We start from the raw sequence: 14,958 nt of genomic DNA on the forward strand, positions 1-14,958 counted from the left end.
GACCGTACCCGAAATGGACACCTGTCCGAAAGCCTGTCCAGGTCGCTTCCGCGCGGGGCGAGGCCGACGGCTCAGGTGGGCAGGATCAGGTGGGAGGTGTCCGCGAGGCGGTAGGTGGTGGCGCGGAGTTCGGAGTCGGCGGCATCGGCGGCCCCGGTGCCCGGGTTGCGTGCGAGGCGGGGGTGGGCGCCTCCGGAGACCTGGAGGCGGAGACGGTGGCCGGGCGCGAAACGATGGGCGACGCCGAGCAGGTCGACCGTGGCGACGGTGTCCGCCGGATCGGCGCGGGTCAGGCGGACGATCCCGTCGCAGAGGTTGCGCGACCGGCCCGGGGTCGAGTGAAGCGTCCCGGGGTCACCTGCCCACGGTGGCCTGGACGGCCTCGACCTCTTCGCCGACGTTCATGGGGAGCGTCGCACTGCCGGCGAGAGCAAGACTCAGCGCCACCGCGGCAAAGCCGAACGCGGGCCGCCACCGCGGCCTCCGGGCCGCCCTCGGCTCGGTCGCGGTGATGGGTTCGCCGACCGCGATGCGCTTCCTGACGGCCACCCAGGACGCCGCCTCTTCGTCGTCCAGCCCGCACGCCAGGACGAAGGCGACCAGCAGCTCCTCGCGGGGCAGGGTCTTGCGGCCGAGGGCGGTGGACGCGGTCGAGTAGGGCAGCACTAGCCCGGCGTCGGCGGCCCGGCGCTCCAGCTGCCGGTAGCTGAGGCCCGACCAGGCCTTGAGCCGGCGCAGCGCGGCGATGAACTCCGCCTCGTCGGCTGCCACGTCCGGTGACGGTGGCGGTGCGGTCACGATCTCACCCCGATGCTCGTCGATCGATCCACTATGCCCCACGCTGAACAGGCCGTACAGCGTCTCGCACAAGCTCGAACGGCATGACCCCTTGATCACCGCGGCCCGCCGCGGCCAGCCTCTGGCGCATCCCCCGCGAGACACCGCACTGGAGGTCGCATGCAACGGATCAATTCGCTCTCTTTCGCCCTGGCGCTCTCGGCCACGCTGGCCGTGGCGGGCTGCGGCGGCAGCGCCGTCGGCATGCCGAGGGCCGCCCGAGGCGCGGCCGAGCCCGTCGACCGCTCGATCGCCCGCTACCTCGTCCGCACGCTGCCCCAAGGGACGGGCGGTACGGTGGTGGCCGCCCGCGGCGCCGAACTCGCGCACTGCAAGGGCTTCGGCCTGGCGGACCGGGCGGCAGGGACTCCGGCCACCTGCGACACCGTGTACGACGTCATGTCGATCACCAAGCAGTTCACCGCGGCCGCGATCATGAAGCTGGAGATGATGGGCAAGCTCCGGACGACCGACCGGATCAGCACGATCCTCGGCCCGGTGCCCGCGGACAAACGCGGCATCACCCTGCATCACCTGCTGACGCACACGGCGGGGCTGGCCGAGGGACTCGGCGACGACTACGAGTCCGTCTCCCGCGACGAGATGCTGGACAAGGCACTGAAATCCAAGCTGGTCTCCCGCCCCGGCACGAAGTTCAACTACTCGAATACGGGATTCAGCGTCCTCGCCGCCATCGTCGAAAAGGTGTCGGGAACCAGCTACGAGAAGTTTCTGGCAACGCACCTGTTCACGCCGGCGGGAATGACCCGAACGGGCTACGTGCTACCGAAGTTCTCCCGTGCGGAGGTGGCCGTCGAGTACGACGAGCACGGCGCGAGCCAGGGCCGTCCGTTCGACCACCCCTGGGCCGCCGACGGACCGCACTGGAACCTGCGCGGCAACGGCGGCATGCTGTCCACCGGACGTGACATGTTCAAGTGGCACCGCGCGCTGCTCGGCGACACGATCCTCAGCGCCACCGCCAAAACCCAGATGTTCGAGCCGCACGCCCGGATCCCCGGCGCCGAGGCCGCCTACGGATACGGCTGGGGCGTCCTACACACCAAGGACGGCCGGGTCGCCTGGCACAACGGCGGCAACGACTGGTCCTTCGCCAGCTACAGCCGAGTCCTGCGCGACGGCACCATGGTCTATTGGGTCACCAACCAGGTGGCCCAAGCAGACCAATGGAACCTTGAGGACCGCGAATTCGAAATGAACCAGGCCTTGGCCGACCACGCCCGCGACACCGACTAGAAGCCTTCGAGCAGGCCCCCACGGGCAGCCGAGAACCTGCCCCCGGCCCGCCGGTCAATGGGGCCTACGGGCGGTAAGGGGAACCTGTCACCGGTGGAGGCCGCCCTGGATCACCGTAATGCTGGACGCGGTGCACCGGCTCCGGGCCGACATCCGCGACGCCCTGCGCGGCGGCGGACTCGACCTCGACCTGATCAACGTCAGCCGAGCGCCCGGGTGAGCCCCTCGACGCCCGCCTTGGCCGCGATGGAGGGCGCCAGGCCCTGGGGAAAGGCGCGCTTCGTCGTCGTACCAGACATTGATGAGCGTCCCCCGGCCGGCGCGCTTCATCGCGGGGATCACGGCCTTGGCCGCCGGCCACGTGCCGGTCAGGTCGCCGGAGAGGGCACGGTTCCAGTCGCCGAGACCGATCTCCTCCGCGGGCCGCGGCGCCGCCATCGCCCCGCCGGCGTTGCTGATCAGAACGTCGATGCGGCCGTGGCGATCCAGCACGTCGGCGACCATGTCAGCCAGCGCGTTCTCGTCGGTCCCGTAGCCCCCGTAGGCCTCGCCAAGGCCGGAACACGCATCGGGCCTCGTCCCAGACCGTGGAGCGTCTCCACGATCCGGCCCTCGACCGGCGGCACCGATCTGCCGACGACTTTCTCCGTTTCACCGGCGCGACCGACCTCCTCCTGCTCGCGAGGATTTACGAGCGTGACCGGGAAGACCGGGAATCAGCCTTCCGCCGAACAGGCGGTCACGGCGGTGGCGGGTCGGCGGAACCGGGGCCGGGCGGCAGGTGGACCGTCATGATCAGATGGCAGACAGCGGTGCCCGAGCCGCGGTAGGTGTGGGGGACGTCGGCGTCGAACATGGCGGTCTCGCCAGCTTCGACGGGGTACTCGGTGCCGTCGACGTCCAGGATCATCCGGCCGGATGTCACGTTCACGGTCTCCACGACTCCGGCCTGGTGGGGGTGGCTCGGGTAGACCTCGCCGGGTGCGAGTTCCCAGCGCCAGACCTCGACGGGGGCCAGGCCCGGGGTGGTCAGCAGGAGCCGCGCCCGGCCGCCCCGCTCCCCCGTCCATAGCGGCGCCACCGCGTCGGCGGCGACGACGCGGACGCGGCCTTCGGCCTGTGCCTGCGTCAGTGCCGACACCGAGACGCCGAGGGTGTCGGCGAGCCGGACCAGCGTGGCCAGATTGGGGTTGCCCTGGGCCCTCTCCAGGCCCACCAGCGCTCCTTTGCTGACCTGGGCGCGCCGGCTGAGCTCCTCCAGAGAGAGACCCGCGCGGGTGCGGGCCGCGCGGACGTTGTGGGCGACGGCCCGGAGAGCCGCTTCCGTCTCGGCCAACAGATCACCATCCTGACGAGTCCGACCATTGGAATGTACCGCGCGGTCGTTTGGTTGAACCCCCTGGCGGTCATTCCATCGCACGATCCGGTCGTTCTACTGGACGGAGGCATGCTCGTGTTCGCTCTGCTGCTGGCCCTGGGCAGCTCGCTGGCCTATGGGAGCGCCGACTTCCTCGGCGGCCTGGGCGCCCGCAAGGCCCACGTGCTGCGGACCGTGATGATCGCGGCACCGGCCAGCCTGCTGGTCGAGCTCCTCCTGTGGCCGGTGCTGGGCGCCTCGTTCAGTCCTGCGGCCCTCGGCTGGGGTGCCGCATCGGGGATCGCCTCGGCCGCCGCGTTCGCCCTTCTCTACCGCACCCTGGCCATCGGCCCGATGAACGTGCTGTCGCCGGTGACGGCGCTGGTGTCGGCCGCGCTGCCCGTAGGAGTGGGGCTGACGCAGGGCGAGCACTTGGGCGTCGCCGGGCTGGTGGGGCTGCCGCTCGCGCTGGTGGCGGTGGTACTGGTCAGCGCCGGCCACGGCGAAGGCTCGGCGCGGCCTTCGCGGACCGCGCTGCTTCTGGCGTTCGGCGCGGGCGCCGCGATCGCCCTCCAGTTGGTCTTCCTGCACCAGGGCCCGTCCGACAGCGGAGTGGCGCCGCTGATCGTCGGCCGCGCCGTCTCCTCGGGCATCATCCTGGGTGCCGCGGGGCTGATGCGCCGCAAGCTGGGCCCCGAGCGGCCCGCGTACGCGATGTCGGCCGCTGCCGGCGTGCTGGACTCGGTGGCCAACCTTCTGTTCCTCCTCGCCGCGCGCAGCGGGGACCTGTCGGTCGTCGCCGTGATCACCGCCCTCTACCCGGCCGGCACGGTCCTGCTGGCCCGCGGCGTGCTCGCCGAACGCGTCCACCGCGGCCAGCTCATCGGCCTGGGCGCCGCCGCTGCCGCCGTCAGCCTCCTCGCCCTGACCTGAGCCGCTTGGCCGGCCCGCCTGCCAGGGCCACCAGGGTCGGGCAGGCGTCCCATGCCTTTGCGTGTCACCTGCCGTCGTGATGGTGGGCCTTGATCTGGTCCAGCAAACTCAGTGCCCGCTGGTGCCAGTGCTGGTCACCGGCCTCCAGGTAGGCGGCGGCTGCCTTCTCGATCGCCGCCGCTGCTTCGTCCGGCCGGCCCGCCGAACGCCGGGCCAGGCCAAGCCCGTGCCACGCCGTGGCTTCGCCGTGCCGGTCGCCCGTCTGGCGGAAGATCTCTGTGGCGTCGGCGTGGGCGGTGATCGCCTCGTCCAACCGCCCGGTGCTCTTGAAGGCGCTCCCGAGGTTGTTGACGGCCAGGGCTTCACGGCGCCGGTCGCCGACCTGGCGGAAGATCTGGGCGGCTTCGGTAAGCGCGTTGATCGCTTCCTCGAACCGCCGCACGTCGCGCAGGGCGCTGCCGAGATTGTTCAAGGCCAGCCCCTCACGGTAGCGGTCTCCGGCCTGGCGGTAGATGGCGCCGGCGTCGGTGTAGGCGGTGATGGCCTCTTCGTACCGCTGCTGGACGAGCAGGGCGCTGCCGAGGTTGTTCAGCGCCCGTCCTTCACCGGACCGGTCGTCGTTCTGGCGGGAGATGGCGACGGCGTCCGTGAGTGCGGTGACGGCCTCCTCGAACCGCTGGAGATGCCGGTACGCGACGCCGAGCCAGTTGAGCGCGTCGGCCTGGGCGAACTTATCTCCGGTCTGGCGGGCGGTCCGCAAGGCCAGGGTCGACAGTTGGAGTGTGTCGGCAGTTCGGCGTCGCAGGTTCAGGTACTCGAACAAGGCGAGAGCGATGTGACGAGTGATGCGGGGATGGCCGGTGTCGGCGGCGGTTTCCGCCGCGGCGATCAGGTTGGGCGTCTCGATGTCCAGCCAGATCAGCGCGTCGCCTCGTCCGGTGAACATCCGCTTGCGGTCCCGGGTGGTGGGGCGGAGCTGATGGCCGGCGTCGACGGCCGCGAGCCGGTAGTGCTCCAGCAGCCGTGCGAGCGCGTCGTCGTGCCCTCCGTCCTCAGCGGGGTCGAGCGCGGTGACGAACGTGCGGACCGGGTCGCGCAGACGCCACCACCCGTACGGCTCCCCCACCTCCACCAGTGACATCTGGGCCAGTGCCTCCGCCGTGGCCAGGGCTACGGCGGCGGGCACGCCGGTCAGGGCGGCGAGGGCGGAGGTGGAGATCTGGGGCCCGGGATTGAGAGGCATCATCCGCAGCGTCCGCTGCTGGGCACCGGTGAGGTGTTCGTAGAGATCGCGGAACCGGTCGCCGGTGTCGGGCAGGCCGTGCCGGGCCGGGACGGGCACCGGCTCTACGGCGGGCGTCTTGTCAGCGGGGGGCTCGGGGAGCAGCCCTTCGGGCAGGTAGCCCGAGCGGACGTCGAGGCGCCATCCGTGGGCGAGGACGGCCAGGTTCGCCAGTGCGATGGCGGCGAGGGGCAGCAGCGTCCGGGGGGCGGGATCGTCGCCGATGTCCTCGCGGTACCGGTCGAGGCGGTCGGCCAGGGCCTGTTCGAAAGCCGGCTGGTCGTCGTCGAGCAGCACCCGCAACAGGTGCTGGTCGGGGGTCAGAGGCGCGGCCGCGTCCAGCCGGAGCGCGGCGCGTACGCGGGCCTGCCTGTCGGGTTTGACGACCAGAGGGGGTTCGTCGCCGTCGACAAGGTAGTCGGCCAGCGCGTCCATCTCGGCCAGCCCTGCTGCCGGTTCGGTGGGCGAGACGTGGATCTCGGGCGCGACGTCGAACTTGAGGACGAGGTTCCGGCGCCACGGCTCCTCGAAGGTGCTGCTGACCAGGCACAGCGCGAACGACCGGACCCATTCGGCGACCGGCGGCGTCTGGGGGGCCTGCATGGAGTAGGACGTTTCGGGGCTGGTGAGCTTCGTGGCGCCATACCGAGCGGTGAGGACGGGGAAGTCGACCTCGAAGTCGCCGTTGGGCCAGAGCCTGCGGTCCAGTACCGCCGCCGCGCACTCCGCCGCGGTCCGCAGGGCGGCGCGTGCCGGAGGTTCTGACAGCGCCGGATCGAACCGGGCGCAAGCCGCGACATGGTCCAGGAGCTCGTCGCAGGTCTCGGCGAACGCTTCGGGATCGTAGTCGGGCCCCCAGCACATCCTGTGCCAACGCGTGAAAATCCGGCCTTCGATGTCGGTGAGCGCCTGGTCGATGAGCGAGCTTTCGACCTGGTGACACGGAACTTGGTACACGGGCGGGGTCCCTTGCTCTCCCGACTGCGCCACTTCGTCAGCCGGTGGTGTTTCGTTGGTGGACCGAACTCGCACGACGCGCGCGAGGAGGCCGCCTTCAGCGGGGGCGGACCCCGTCGAAGGCGATCGCCAGCAGGTGGTCCGCCTCGGAGGGGCCGTCGGCGTCGCGCTCGCTGGCCAGGGAGATGGCGCCGACGAGTTTCAGCAGTAGGAGCGCGGTGATCTCCGGGCGTACGGCATCGGCCGCGCGAGCGCGGGCGAGCAGCCGCTCGCCCGCGCTCAAGATCATGTCATGGCAGCCGCCGCCGAGTGCCGGATCACCGCCGTCACGCGTCAGTGACGCGCTGAGGCCGCGGTTGGCCGCGGCGTGGACGCCGACGGCACGCAGCCAGGTGAACAGCGCCTCTCCCGGATCGGCTGCGGTGGCCAGGTCGTCGGCCTGGGCGCAGAGCGCCGCCACCCGGTCCTTGAAGACCGCCTCCAGGAGTGCCCGCCGGGTGGGGAAGTGCCGGTGCAGGGTCGCCGAGCCGACTCCGGCCCGGCGGGCGATCTCCTCCAGGGACGCATCGGCGCCGTCCTCGGCGATGAGAGCCTCCGCGGCCGCCAGGATCCGGACGACGTTGCGGCGGGCGTCGGCGCGCATCCGCTGCCCGGCTGGCTTGTCGGCACCTTGCGGCACGAGCGGCTCCTGACTGCTTGCTAAACGGGGTGTCCCCCCATATCGTAGCGGTCGCTAACCGGGAGGCCACCCCACTTAGGTGAACGCACCTTCCCAGGTTCCATATGAGGAGAAGCAGTGACACCGAAGAACAGGATCGTCGCGGTGGTAGGAGCGACCGGTCTGCAGGGCGGGGCCGTGGCACGTCACTTGCTTCGCGACGGCTGGCAGGTGCGGGCGCTCACTCGCGATCCGGACGCGGCCCCCGCCCGGGCGCTGGCACGGGCCGGCGCGCAGGTCGTTCGGGCGCGGCTGGAGAACGTCGGCTCTCTGACCGCCGCGGCCGAGGGCACGTGGGGGCTGTTCAGCGTGCAGCCCACGGTCGGCTCGCCGGGCACCGCGCCGGACTTCACCACCGAGGACGAGGTGCGCTGGGGCGTGAACGTCGCCGAAGCCGCGCAGGCCGCCGGCGTCGGGCACCTGGTGTTCACCTCGGTGGCCGGCGCGGACCGTCATCTCAGCGAGAAAGTGCCGGTGAACCTGGTCAGCAAGTGGCGAATCGAGCAGCGCATCGCTGAACTCGGCCTCCCCGCGACGATCCTGCGGCCGGTCTCGTTCATGGAGAACTTCACCGGCGGCTATGCGCTCCGGGACGGAACCCTGTCCACCGGAGTCGCACCGGACACCGTCCAGCAGCTCATCGCCGTCGACGACGTCGGCGCCATCGCCGCGTCGGCCTTCGCCGAACCGCAGGAGTGGATCGGCCGGGCGGTGTCCCTGGCGGCCGAGGAACTCAAGCCGGTCCAGGTCGCCGAGGCCATCGGAAAGGCGCTGGGCATCTCGCTCCCTTACGTACAGATCCCGCTGGAGACGATCCGGGAGGTCAGCGAGGACTTCGCCTACGCCAACCAATGGCTCAACGAGTTCGGCTACCGCGCCGAAATGGCCGCCACCCGAAGCATCCACCCCACGGCCATGGACTTCGACGCCTGGTTGAAGCGCACTGGCGCGACCCAGATCTCCGCGTTCCTGAGTTCCACGAGCCGCCAGGACGCATGAGCGCTCACTGCCCCGTGCTTCGGCGGTCTGGACGAGACGCGGCAAGGCATTGGGTCGGCGGTGTCGTCCGAGACGTGAGCGGTCGGCCGGAGCTTGCGGCCCCGAGAGCCGGTCGATGGTCACAGCAAGTGCCGGCTTGGACCGTGGCGTGACGGCGGCTAGATGCAGTAGGAGACCATCGTGATCGGCCCCCGGGCCGCCCAGTCAGGGATGATCCAATCGTGGAATGATTTTCCTTCCACAAAGGCGCACTGGCTGTAGTTCATGCCGTCGGCATATCTAAGAGAGCGGTTTCCACCGTACAGGGAGCAGTTGTAGCCGACCCCGTGCCAGAAACCCTCGTCGTCTCGATACACGCGGACCGTCCTGATACATGGATCCTGCGCGCCGGCCGAGGCGGCGGCACCGCTGGTGAGTGACTCCCGAGGCGATACCCTCCGGCCGTTGGCGGTGACCTCCAAAGGGCCGCACCGCAGTCGTCTCCCACCGCTTCGAGCCTCGACGCCAGGGCTCTCCTTCCACCACTTGGCGCAGTCGGCCGGAGACGGCGACCGGGTGGACGACGTCCGGCCGGGCTTCCCTGCGGCGGTCGCGGTGCCTGCCGGGACAGCCGTCAAGACCAGCACGGCGCCGGCCAAGGCCACCGGAACGGTGTACCGGCGGTTTCGTGCAACCTGTTCGGGTTTCATGGCGGCCACGTTCCCGCAGGGCGCTATCGGCCCGGTCACTTCCTGGTCACACCGTCGCTTCCGCAGGTGAGGGCCGCGCCTCTGGAGGCGGTCGGAGCCCGGCCCGTCGCGCTTTTGTCAACGATCGTTTTGCGGCGGATCCGGCAAGGCCCGGCACAGCGCGTCCAGGGCCGCGGCGAAGGCGTGGTCCGGCGGCTTTCCGTAGCCGACCAGGCCGTCACGCGGCGGTACGGCGCTGTCGGGGTGGCGGTAGGGGCGCAGTCCGTCGAAGGCCGGCCCTTGCCAGCCGCGACGCGCGCAGGGCCGCTTCCTCGGTGTTCTCCGGCAGTTCCAGAACGGCGTGCAGCCCCGCCGCGACACGGCTGACCGGATGTGCGGAGCGCGTTCGGCGATCATGTTCGCCAGCAGGTCGCGGCGGCGCCGATCTGGCGTTGCCCCTCATGCGCGGAACCCGCCGCGCCGCGGTCAGACCCGCCGAGTAGCTCTCTCGGCCGTGTCGAACGCCCGACGATTCTGGATCACGCGGGTGCCGCTCGGCCGGCCACCCGACCAGCGCTGAGGACCTTCTTGGTAAGGAGGATGGTGCCGTCCTCGCTGGGGAGGGGGGCCGGCTGGTATCCCTCACTCCGGTAGAGCGCGATGTTCTTCCGGCTGCCCGCTCCCGTGGACAGCACGATGCGATGGCAGGCCGGGTCGGCGGCGGCCTCCGCTTCATGGAGCAGCCAGCGTCCCAGGCCGCGCCCCCGCAGGTCCGGGACGACACCGAGCCGTCCCACGTGCCATTCGGCGTCGTCACGGCGGGTCCGCACCATGCCGAGGAGCCGTCCGTCCCGCCATAGCCCGATCGCGTGCCAGGCCGCGAGCCAGTCACGTACCTGCTCCACGGACTCGTGCAGCGCGGGGACGGTCAGAGGGTCGTTGGCGAGAGCCTCGTCCACCCAGCAGCACCGCTGCAGGACGGTCACCTCGGGGGCATCCTCGGGCGTCAATCGCCGCAGGTAGGAACCCGGTACCGGCCCTGCCAGTACGGCGGGCTCATTCCGCTCTCGCATCGGCTGGAGCGCGTGCGCGACCCGGACCAGTTCGTCCAGGACATCGATCGCGGCCTCATCGGCAGCGGCGGCGGGCCGCACCTCCCCGTCGCGCACGGCGTCGGCGATGCGGAGCGCGACCGTGGATCCCAGCGGCACCAGGCGCAGCGTGGTCACCACCTGCTTGGCGTGCTGCACGGCCCTCGTGCCCGCCGAGGTGTTGCCGTAGCTGACGAAACCGACCGGCTTCCACGCCCACTCGCGGGAGAGGTAGTCCAGCGCGTTCTTCAGGGACGCCGGCATCCCGTAGTTGTACTCCGGCGTCACGACGATGAAGCCGTCCGCCGCGTCCACGATCGCGCTCCACTTTCGCGTGTGCTCGTTGCGGTACACGCCCGACGACGGATGCTCCTCCTCGTCGAGGAACGGGAGGCCGAGGTCGGCGAGGGCCAGCGGCACCAGTTCGGCGCCCAGCTCGGCGGCGCGAGGGGTGATCGTCTCGGTCAGCCATGCCCCCACCGCAGGGCCGAGGGCGCCGGGACGGGTGCTGCACACGAGCACGAGGACGCGCACCTGTTTCGTTGACATGTAAATGAACTTAGAGGATAGGTTGTTTACATGTCAAAGAGATCGTCGGACGGACCCGTGCGCTGGCTGAACCCGGACGAGGAACGGGCGTGGCGGGCCTTCCGCCGCATGGTGATCGCCGTCCAGACCGGCACCGCGCGCGACCTCTCCCGGGCCGGCCTCTCCGAGCCCGACTACGAGGTGCTCAGCACGCTGTCGGAACGGCCGGACCACGCCGGCACCCTGCATGAGCAGGCCGCGAAGATGGGCTGGTCCCGCAGCCGGCTCTCCCGGCACGCCACCCGGATGGAGGCGCGCGGCCTCATCCGGCGCGCACCCGACCCGGCCGACGGACGGGGCTGCCTCCTCGTCCTCACCGATCACGGCCTGGACACCCTGATCGACGCCGCCCCCGCACACCTGGAATCGGTGCGCCACCACTTCATCGACCGTCTCGCCCCGGAAGACCTCACCGCCCTGGAACACATCGCCGGGAAGGTGGAGGCCCAAGACAGGGCGCACCGACCACCCCAGCCCTGACTTCAAAGCGCATCTCGGTGATCGTGGCCTGGACGCGGTGCACTGCGCGGGGCCAGGCGCGGAGCGGCAGTGCGGCTTGTCGGCAGTGCGGGCGTTCTGTGGCCTGCGGGGGTGCGGGCCGGTGCGGTACCGGCGGCGAGTGCTGCGGCCAGAACCGCGGCGATGGTCAGTACCAGGAACATGCGGGGGTACCCGCCGAGTCCGGCGGCCAGGGCTGCTCCGGCGAAGGGCGACACGGCGGTGGCGGTGGTGATGGGAGCGGCGAGGATTCCGGACAGGGCGCCGTAGGACGCGGTGCCCCAGCGGTCGGAGACGGCGGTCGCCTGGAGGAGAGTGGCGATCCCGCGGGTCGTCCCCGCCAGGAAGGCGACGGCGATGAGCAGCGCCACGGGGCCGGGAATGGCGGCGAGGGCCCCGGTGGTGGCGGCCGACAGCGCGAGGATCAAGACGGTGCGGGCGCGGACGCTGGTGCGGCGGACCAGCGTCCGGTAGCCGAGGCGGCCGGTGACCTGGCCGACTCCGCCGAGCCCGAGTGCCAGGGCGGCGGTGGCGCTGGTGGCACCGCGGGAGGTGAGGAGCGGAATGAGGTTGATCACCACCGCGTACATCGCAAGCGCCGACAGGGTGAGCGCGGCGGTCAGCAGGAGGAACGGCCTGCTGCGCACGGTGGCCGACACGCCGGCCCGGGCACGGCGGGGCCTTTCCGGCGCGGCTTCGGGCGGCGCGGGCCAGGGACCGCGCAGGGCGAGCAGGTGCAGCGGGACGGTCACGACGGCCAGCACCGCGGCCAGCACGAGGTAGGCGCCGCGCCATGAAAGGTGGGCCGACAGGATGGCGGTGAGCGGGGCGAAGACGGTGCTGGCCAGGCCCGCGACCAGCGTGAGGGTGGTGAGAGCACCGAGGTGGTGCGGCGCGTGGTAGCGGGTGAGCGCGGCGAAGGCGGGCTGGTACAGCACGGCGGACATCGCGATGCCGGCCAGCAGCCAGGCGGCGGCGAACGTCCACAGGGTCGGTGCGGCGGCCACGGCGAGGACGGCGAGCACCGCCAGCACCGAGCCGCCGGTCATCGGGACGCGGGGGCCGTGCCGGTCCAGCGCGCGGCCGACCGGGATGCCGGCCAGCGCGGCCATGACCAGCGAACCGGAGAACGCGGCGGTGATGGCCGCGGTGGGCCAGCCGGTGTCGCGGGTGACGGCCTGGGAGAGGACGGGGAAGGCGTAGTAGAGCACGCCCCAGCTGGTGATCTCGGTGACGCAGAGGGCGAGCAGCGGGACGCGGGACACCGCGGTGCCGGCGGCGGAGGTGTCCGCCGCCGGCACCGGCGCGGGAGTGCCACGGCTCATCGGATGTTCGATACCCCGTCAGGCGTCGTCGTGCCCGGCCTCGCCGGAGTGGCCGTGCACGCGTCCGGTCGCGAACCCCAGGCCGGCAGGTGCGCCGATGCCGATGCTGACCGGCTCGGGGGCCGTGGGTCCGCAGCACGAGCCGCCGACGGGTTCGGCCTGGGTGGCAGGGGCGGGCGTTGCCTCGGTGGCGCACGAGGTTCCGCAGCCGTCGTCCTGGCCGGTGGCGCCCGGCAGCAGGTTCTCGGTGACCAGGCTGCTGGAGCAGACACCGGTTTCGGGTAGGTCGAGCTGGACGGTGTCGGCGGCTTCGCGGTCGCCGGCGAGCGCGGCGACGATGGAGCGGACCTGCTCGTACCCGGTGGCCATCAGGAACGTGGGTGCGCGGCCGTAGCTCTTCATCCCGGCCAGGTAGAAGCCGGGCTCGGGGTGGGCGAGGTCGCGTTCGCCGTGCGGCGGGACGGTGCCGCAGCTGTGGAAGTTGGGGTCGATCATCGGGGCGAGTTTGGCCGGCGCTTCGGTGGCGGGGTCGAGTTCGGCCCGCACTTCGCGCAGCATGTCCAGGTCGGGCCGGAATCCGGTGGCGGCGACCACGATGTCGGCCGGCAGGACGCGAGGGCCGTCCGGCGTCTGGCCTGTGACCTGTACCGATCCGGCAGAGGCCCGGTCGTCCCGCACCGCCAGGCCGGTGATGGTGAAGCCGCGGACCAGGTCGATCTCCCCGTTGTCCACGGCCGCCTTCAGGCGGGTGCCGAGCGCGCCGCGTGCCGGGAGGCCGTCGGCGTCGCCGCCGCCGTAGAGCCGGGCCGCCGATGCGCCGCGCACCGCCCAGGTGATCCGGGTGCCCTGCTCGTTCTTGGCGAGTTCGGCCAGGGCGAGCAGGGTGTTGGCGGCCGAGTGCCCCATCCCGACGACCAGGGTGTGGCGGCCGGTGAAGCGGGCGCGGTCACGGCCCAGGACGTCCGGGAGCGGGCCCGTGATGTGGGCGGCTGCCCGGTCCTCGCCGGGGGCGGGCAGGCCCGAGTGGCCGAGCGGGTTGCCGCGGCCCCAGGTGCCGGACGCGTCGATGACCGCGCGGGCGGCGATGTCGTCCACGGCGCCGTCAGGGCCTATGGCGCGGACCAGCAGCGGACGCTCCTCACGGCCGACCGTGCGGGTCACGTCCACTCCCTGCCGGGTCACGGCCACCACGCGGGTGCCGGTGCGGATCCGGTCGGCCAGCGCGGGCACGGCCGCGAGCGGGGCCAGGTAGTCGCGGACGAGTTCGGCGCCGGTCGGCAGCGCCTCGGGGTCGGGCAGCCGCCACCCGGTCGGCTCCAGCAGCCGCCGGGCGGCCGCGTCGGTGTCGTACCGCCATGGCGAGAACAGCCGGACGTGCCCCCACTCCGAAACCGCCGCGCCCACCTCTCCCCCGGCCTCCAGGACGACGAAGTCCTGGTCGCGTTCGGCCAGGTGGGCGGCGGCGGCCAGACCGACCGGTCCTGCGCCGATCACCACGACCGGGAGGCCGTCCGGACTCCCCTCCTGGACGCAGCCGCAGCCGGCGTCGACCTTGGCCCGCTGGACGGTCACGCCCGGGTCCAGGGCCTGCTCTGCGTCGGTGCAGCAGGCGCTGACACCACAGCAGCCGCTCTCACCGACACGTGCGTCCGGGGACGCGGCGGGCTCGGGTCGTCCGGTCTCGTCGTTCACGATGACTCCTTGTCCGTCGGTATGGAGGTCGGCGCCGGTGATCGCGCCCAGCAGCGTCCTCACCCTGTTTAGACATTCATCTAAGCAGGCGCCGGCTTGCATCGCTAGATAGATGGATGTCAAATTAGAGGCATGTCCAAGTTGCTGGCGCTTGAGGACGTGACCGCCCCCGTCTGCTGTGCACCGTTGAGCGGCCCGGCGTTGAGCGAGGCGGAGGCGGCCGAACTGGCCAAGGTGTTCAAGGCCCTGTCCGACCCGGTGCGGTTGCGCCTGCTGAACCTGATCGCCTCGGCCGAGGGCGGCGAGGCGTGCGTGTGCGACCTGACCGGCCCGTTCGACCTCACCGCACCGACCATTTCCCACCACCTGAAGGTGCTGCGCCAGGCCGGGCTCATCGAGAGTGAACGACGCGGCACGTGGGTGTACTACCGGGTGGTGCCGGACAGGCTGACCCGCCTGTCGGGCCTGTTCGCCCTGCCGGCCCTGGCACCGGCCTAACCCAAGCCCTGTCCGGCGCCGGCAGGGGCCCATGCACGGTCGGCGGTGCCCATCTGCTCGCGCAGCCGAGTGAGGACGTGCCGGGCATCGGCGGCGACCCCGCGCAGAGTGGCCGAGGCGAAAGACGGCCGGTACCCGGTGGCCAGCAGCACCACGTCGACGTGTTCGCGGGTGCCGTCGCTCCACTCGGCGACCCCGGCGACGCTGTGGGGTTCCGCCAACAGTCCCTACCTGGTGTCCTTTGTGTATGCCTGGTAG

General features: G+C 71.6%; 16 protein-coding genes and 1 pseudogene. 5 read left to right on the plus strand and 12 right to left on the minus strand.

Annotated features, from left to right (window positions below):
- Positions 1 to 71: 71 nt before the first annotated feature.
- Entirely contained in the window at positions 72 to 302 is a 231-nt protein-coding gene (locus BKA00_RS12105; protein WP_185034074.1) for a CocE/NonD family hydrolase C-terminal non-catalytic domain-containing protein, read from the minus strand.
- Between the two features lie 52 nt (positions 303 to 354).
- The gene (locus BKA00_RS12110) at positions 355 to 771 is read right to left on the minus strand and encodes a hypothetical protein (protein ID WP_185025000.1); all 417 of its coding nucleotides are present in this window, start codon (positions 769 to 771) and stop codon (positions 355 to 357) included.
- Positions 772 to 957: 186 nt separating this feature from the next.
- On the opposite strand from BKA00_RS12110, the gene BKA00_RS12115 reads away from it, so the two are divergent.
- Complete coding sequence (locus tag BKA00_RS12115; RefSeq protein ID WP_221493115.1) at positions 958 to 2,094, plus strand: serine hydrolase domain-containing protein; 1,137 nt, start codon at positions 958 to 960, stop codon at positions 2,092 to 2,094.
- 273 nt (positions 2,095 to 2,367) lie between these two features.
- Here the strand turns inward: BKA00_RS12115 and BKA00_RS40805 are convergent.
- A pseudogene (locus tag BKA00_RS40805) lies at positions 2,368 to 2,724 on the minus strand (SDR family NAD(P)-dependent oxidoreductase); the annotation flags it as partial.
- 109 nt (positions 2,725 to 2,833) lie between these two features.
- A complete protein-coding gene (locus BKA00_RS12125; RefSeq protein ID WP_185025002.1) occupies positions 2,834 to 3,430 on the minus strand; it encodes a helix-turn-helix domain-containing protein in 597 nt (198 codons plus the stop codon).
- Between the two features lie 111 nt (positions 3,431 to 3,541).
- On the opposite strand from BKA00_RS12125, the gene BKA00_RS12130 reads away from it, so the two are divergent.
- Positions 3,542 to 4,384 carry an EamA family transporter gene (locus tag BKA00_RS12130; protein WP_221493116.1) on the plus strand — a complete coding sequence of 281 codons (843 nt, stop codon included), beginning with the start codon at positions 3,542 to 3,544 and terminating at the stop codon, positions 4,382 to 4,384.
- 64 nt (positions 4,385 to 4,448) lie between these two features.
- Here BKA00_RS12130 and BKA00_RS12135 read toward each other — a convergent pair whose 3' ends face one another.
- Together BKA00_RS12135 and BKA00_RS12140 are read right to left on the minus strand one after the other, a co-directional pair.
- A complete protein-coding gene (locus BKA00_RS12135) occupies positions 4,449 to 6,623 on the minus strand; it encodes an Imm49 family immunity protein (RefSeq protein ID WP_185025003.1) in 2,175 nt (724 codons plus the stop codon).
- A gap of 97 nt (positions 6,624 to 6,720) precedes the next feature.
- Positions 6,721 to 7,302 carry a TetR/AcrR family transcriptional regulator gene (locus tag BKA00_RS12140; protein ID WP_230299006.1) on the minus strand — a complete coding sequence of 194 codons (582 nt, stop codon included), beginning with the start codon at positions 7,300 to 7,302 and terminating at the stop codon, positions 6,721 to 6,723.
- 144 nt (positions 7,303 to 7,446) lie between these two features.
- Between BKA00_RS12140 and BKA00_RS12145 the strand changes: the two genes are divergently transcribed.
- Positions 7,447 to 8,340 carry an NmrA/HSCARG family protein gene (locus tag BKA00_RS12145; protein ID WP_338072197.1) on the plus strand — a complete coding sequence of 298 codons (894 nt, stop codon included), beginning with the start codon at positions 7,447 to 7,449 and terminating at the stop codon, positions 8,338 to 8,340.
- A gap of 158 nt (positions 8,341 to 8,498) precedes the next feature.
- Here BKA00_RS12145 and BKA00_RS12150 read toward each other — a convergent pair whose 3' ends face one another.
- The 3 genes from BKA00_RS12150 to BKA00_RS12160 form a co-directional block, all read right to left on the minus strand.
- Positions 8,499 to 9,029 carry a hypothetical protein gene (locus tag BKA00_RS12150; RefSeq protein ID WP_185025005.1) on the minus strand — a complete coding sequence of 177 codons (531 nt, stop codon included), beginning with the start codon at positions 9,027 to 9,029 and terminating at the stop codon, positions 8,499 to 8,501.
- Positions 9,030 to 9,146: 117 nt separating this feature from the next.
- Positions 9,147 to 9,425, minus strand: a complete 279-nt coding sequence (locus BKA00_RS12155) for a hypothetical protein (RefSeq protein ID WP_221493117.1) — start codon at positions 9,423 to 9,425, stop codon at positions 9,147 to 9,149.
- A gap of 122 nt (positions 9,426 to 9,547) precedes the next feature.
- Positions 9,548 to 10,648, minus strand: coding sequence for a bifunctional NAD(P)H-dependent oxidoreductase/GNAT family N-acetyltransferase (locus tag BKA00_RS12160; protein ID WP_221493118.1), 1,101 nt, complete (start codon positions 10,646 to 10,648; stop codon positions 9,548 to 9,550).
- A gap of 30 nt (positions 10,649 to 10,678) precedes the next feature.
- On the opposite strand from BKA00_RS12160, the gene BKA00_RS12165 reads away from it, so the two are divergent.
- A complete protein-coding gene (locus BKA00_RS12165) occupies positions 10,679 to 11,167 on the plus strand; it encodes a MarR family winged helix-turn-helix transcriptional regulator (RefSeq protein WP_185025006.1) in 489 nt (162 codons plus the stop codon).
- Between the two features lie 2 nt (positions 11,168 to 11,169).
- On the opposite strand, the gene BKA00_RS12170 is transcribed toward BKA00_RS12165, so the two are convergent.
- Positions 11,170 to 12,510 (minus strand): MFS transporter, encoded by a 1,341-nt coding sequence (locus BKA00_RS12170; RefSeq protein WP_185025007.1) that lies wholly within the window; start codon positions 12,508 to 12,510, stop codon positions 11,170 to 11,172.
- An 18-nt stretch (positions 12,511 to 12,528) separates the two neighbouring features.
- The gene (locus BKA00_RS12175; protein ID WP_230299005.1) at positions 12,529 to 14,202 is read right to left on the minus strand and encodes an FAD-dependent oxidoreductase; all 1,674 of its coding nucleotides are present in this window, start codon (positions 14,200 to 14,202) and stop codon (positions 12,529 to 12,531) included.
- Positions 14,203 to 14,334: 132 nt separating this feature from the next.
- Here BKA00_RS12175 and BKA00_RS12180 point away from each other — a divergent pair, with 132 nt between their 5' ends.
- Positions 14,335 to 14,700, plus strand: coding sequence for an ArsR/SmtB family transcription factor (locus BKA00_RS12180; RefSeq protein ID WP_185025009.1), 366 nt, complete (start codon positions 14,335 to 14,337; stop codon positions 14,698 to 14,700).
- Here the strand turns inward: BKA00_RS12180 and BKA00_RS38245 are convergent.
- Positions 14,697 to 14,921 (minus strand): hypothetical protein, encoded by a 225-nt coding sequence (locus BKA00_RS38245; protein WP_221494452.1) that lies wholly within the window; start codon positions 14,919 to 14,921, stop codon positions 14,697 to 14,699. The two genes, BKA00_RS12180 and BKA00_RS38245, sit on opposite strands and share 4 nt — an antisense overlap.
- Positions 14,922 to 14,958: the final 37 nt, after the last annotated feature.

This window comes from Actinomadura coerulea (assembly GCF_014208105.1).
GTDB classification, from domain to species: Bacteria; Actinomycetota; Actinomycetes; order Streptosporangiales; family Streptosporangiaceae; genus Spirillospora; species Spirillospora coerulea.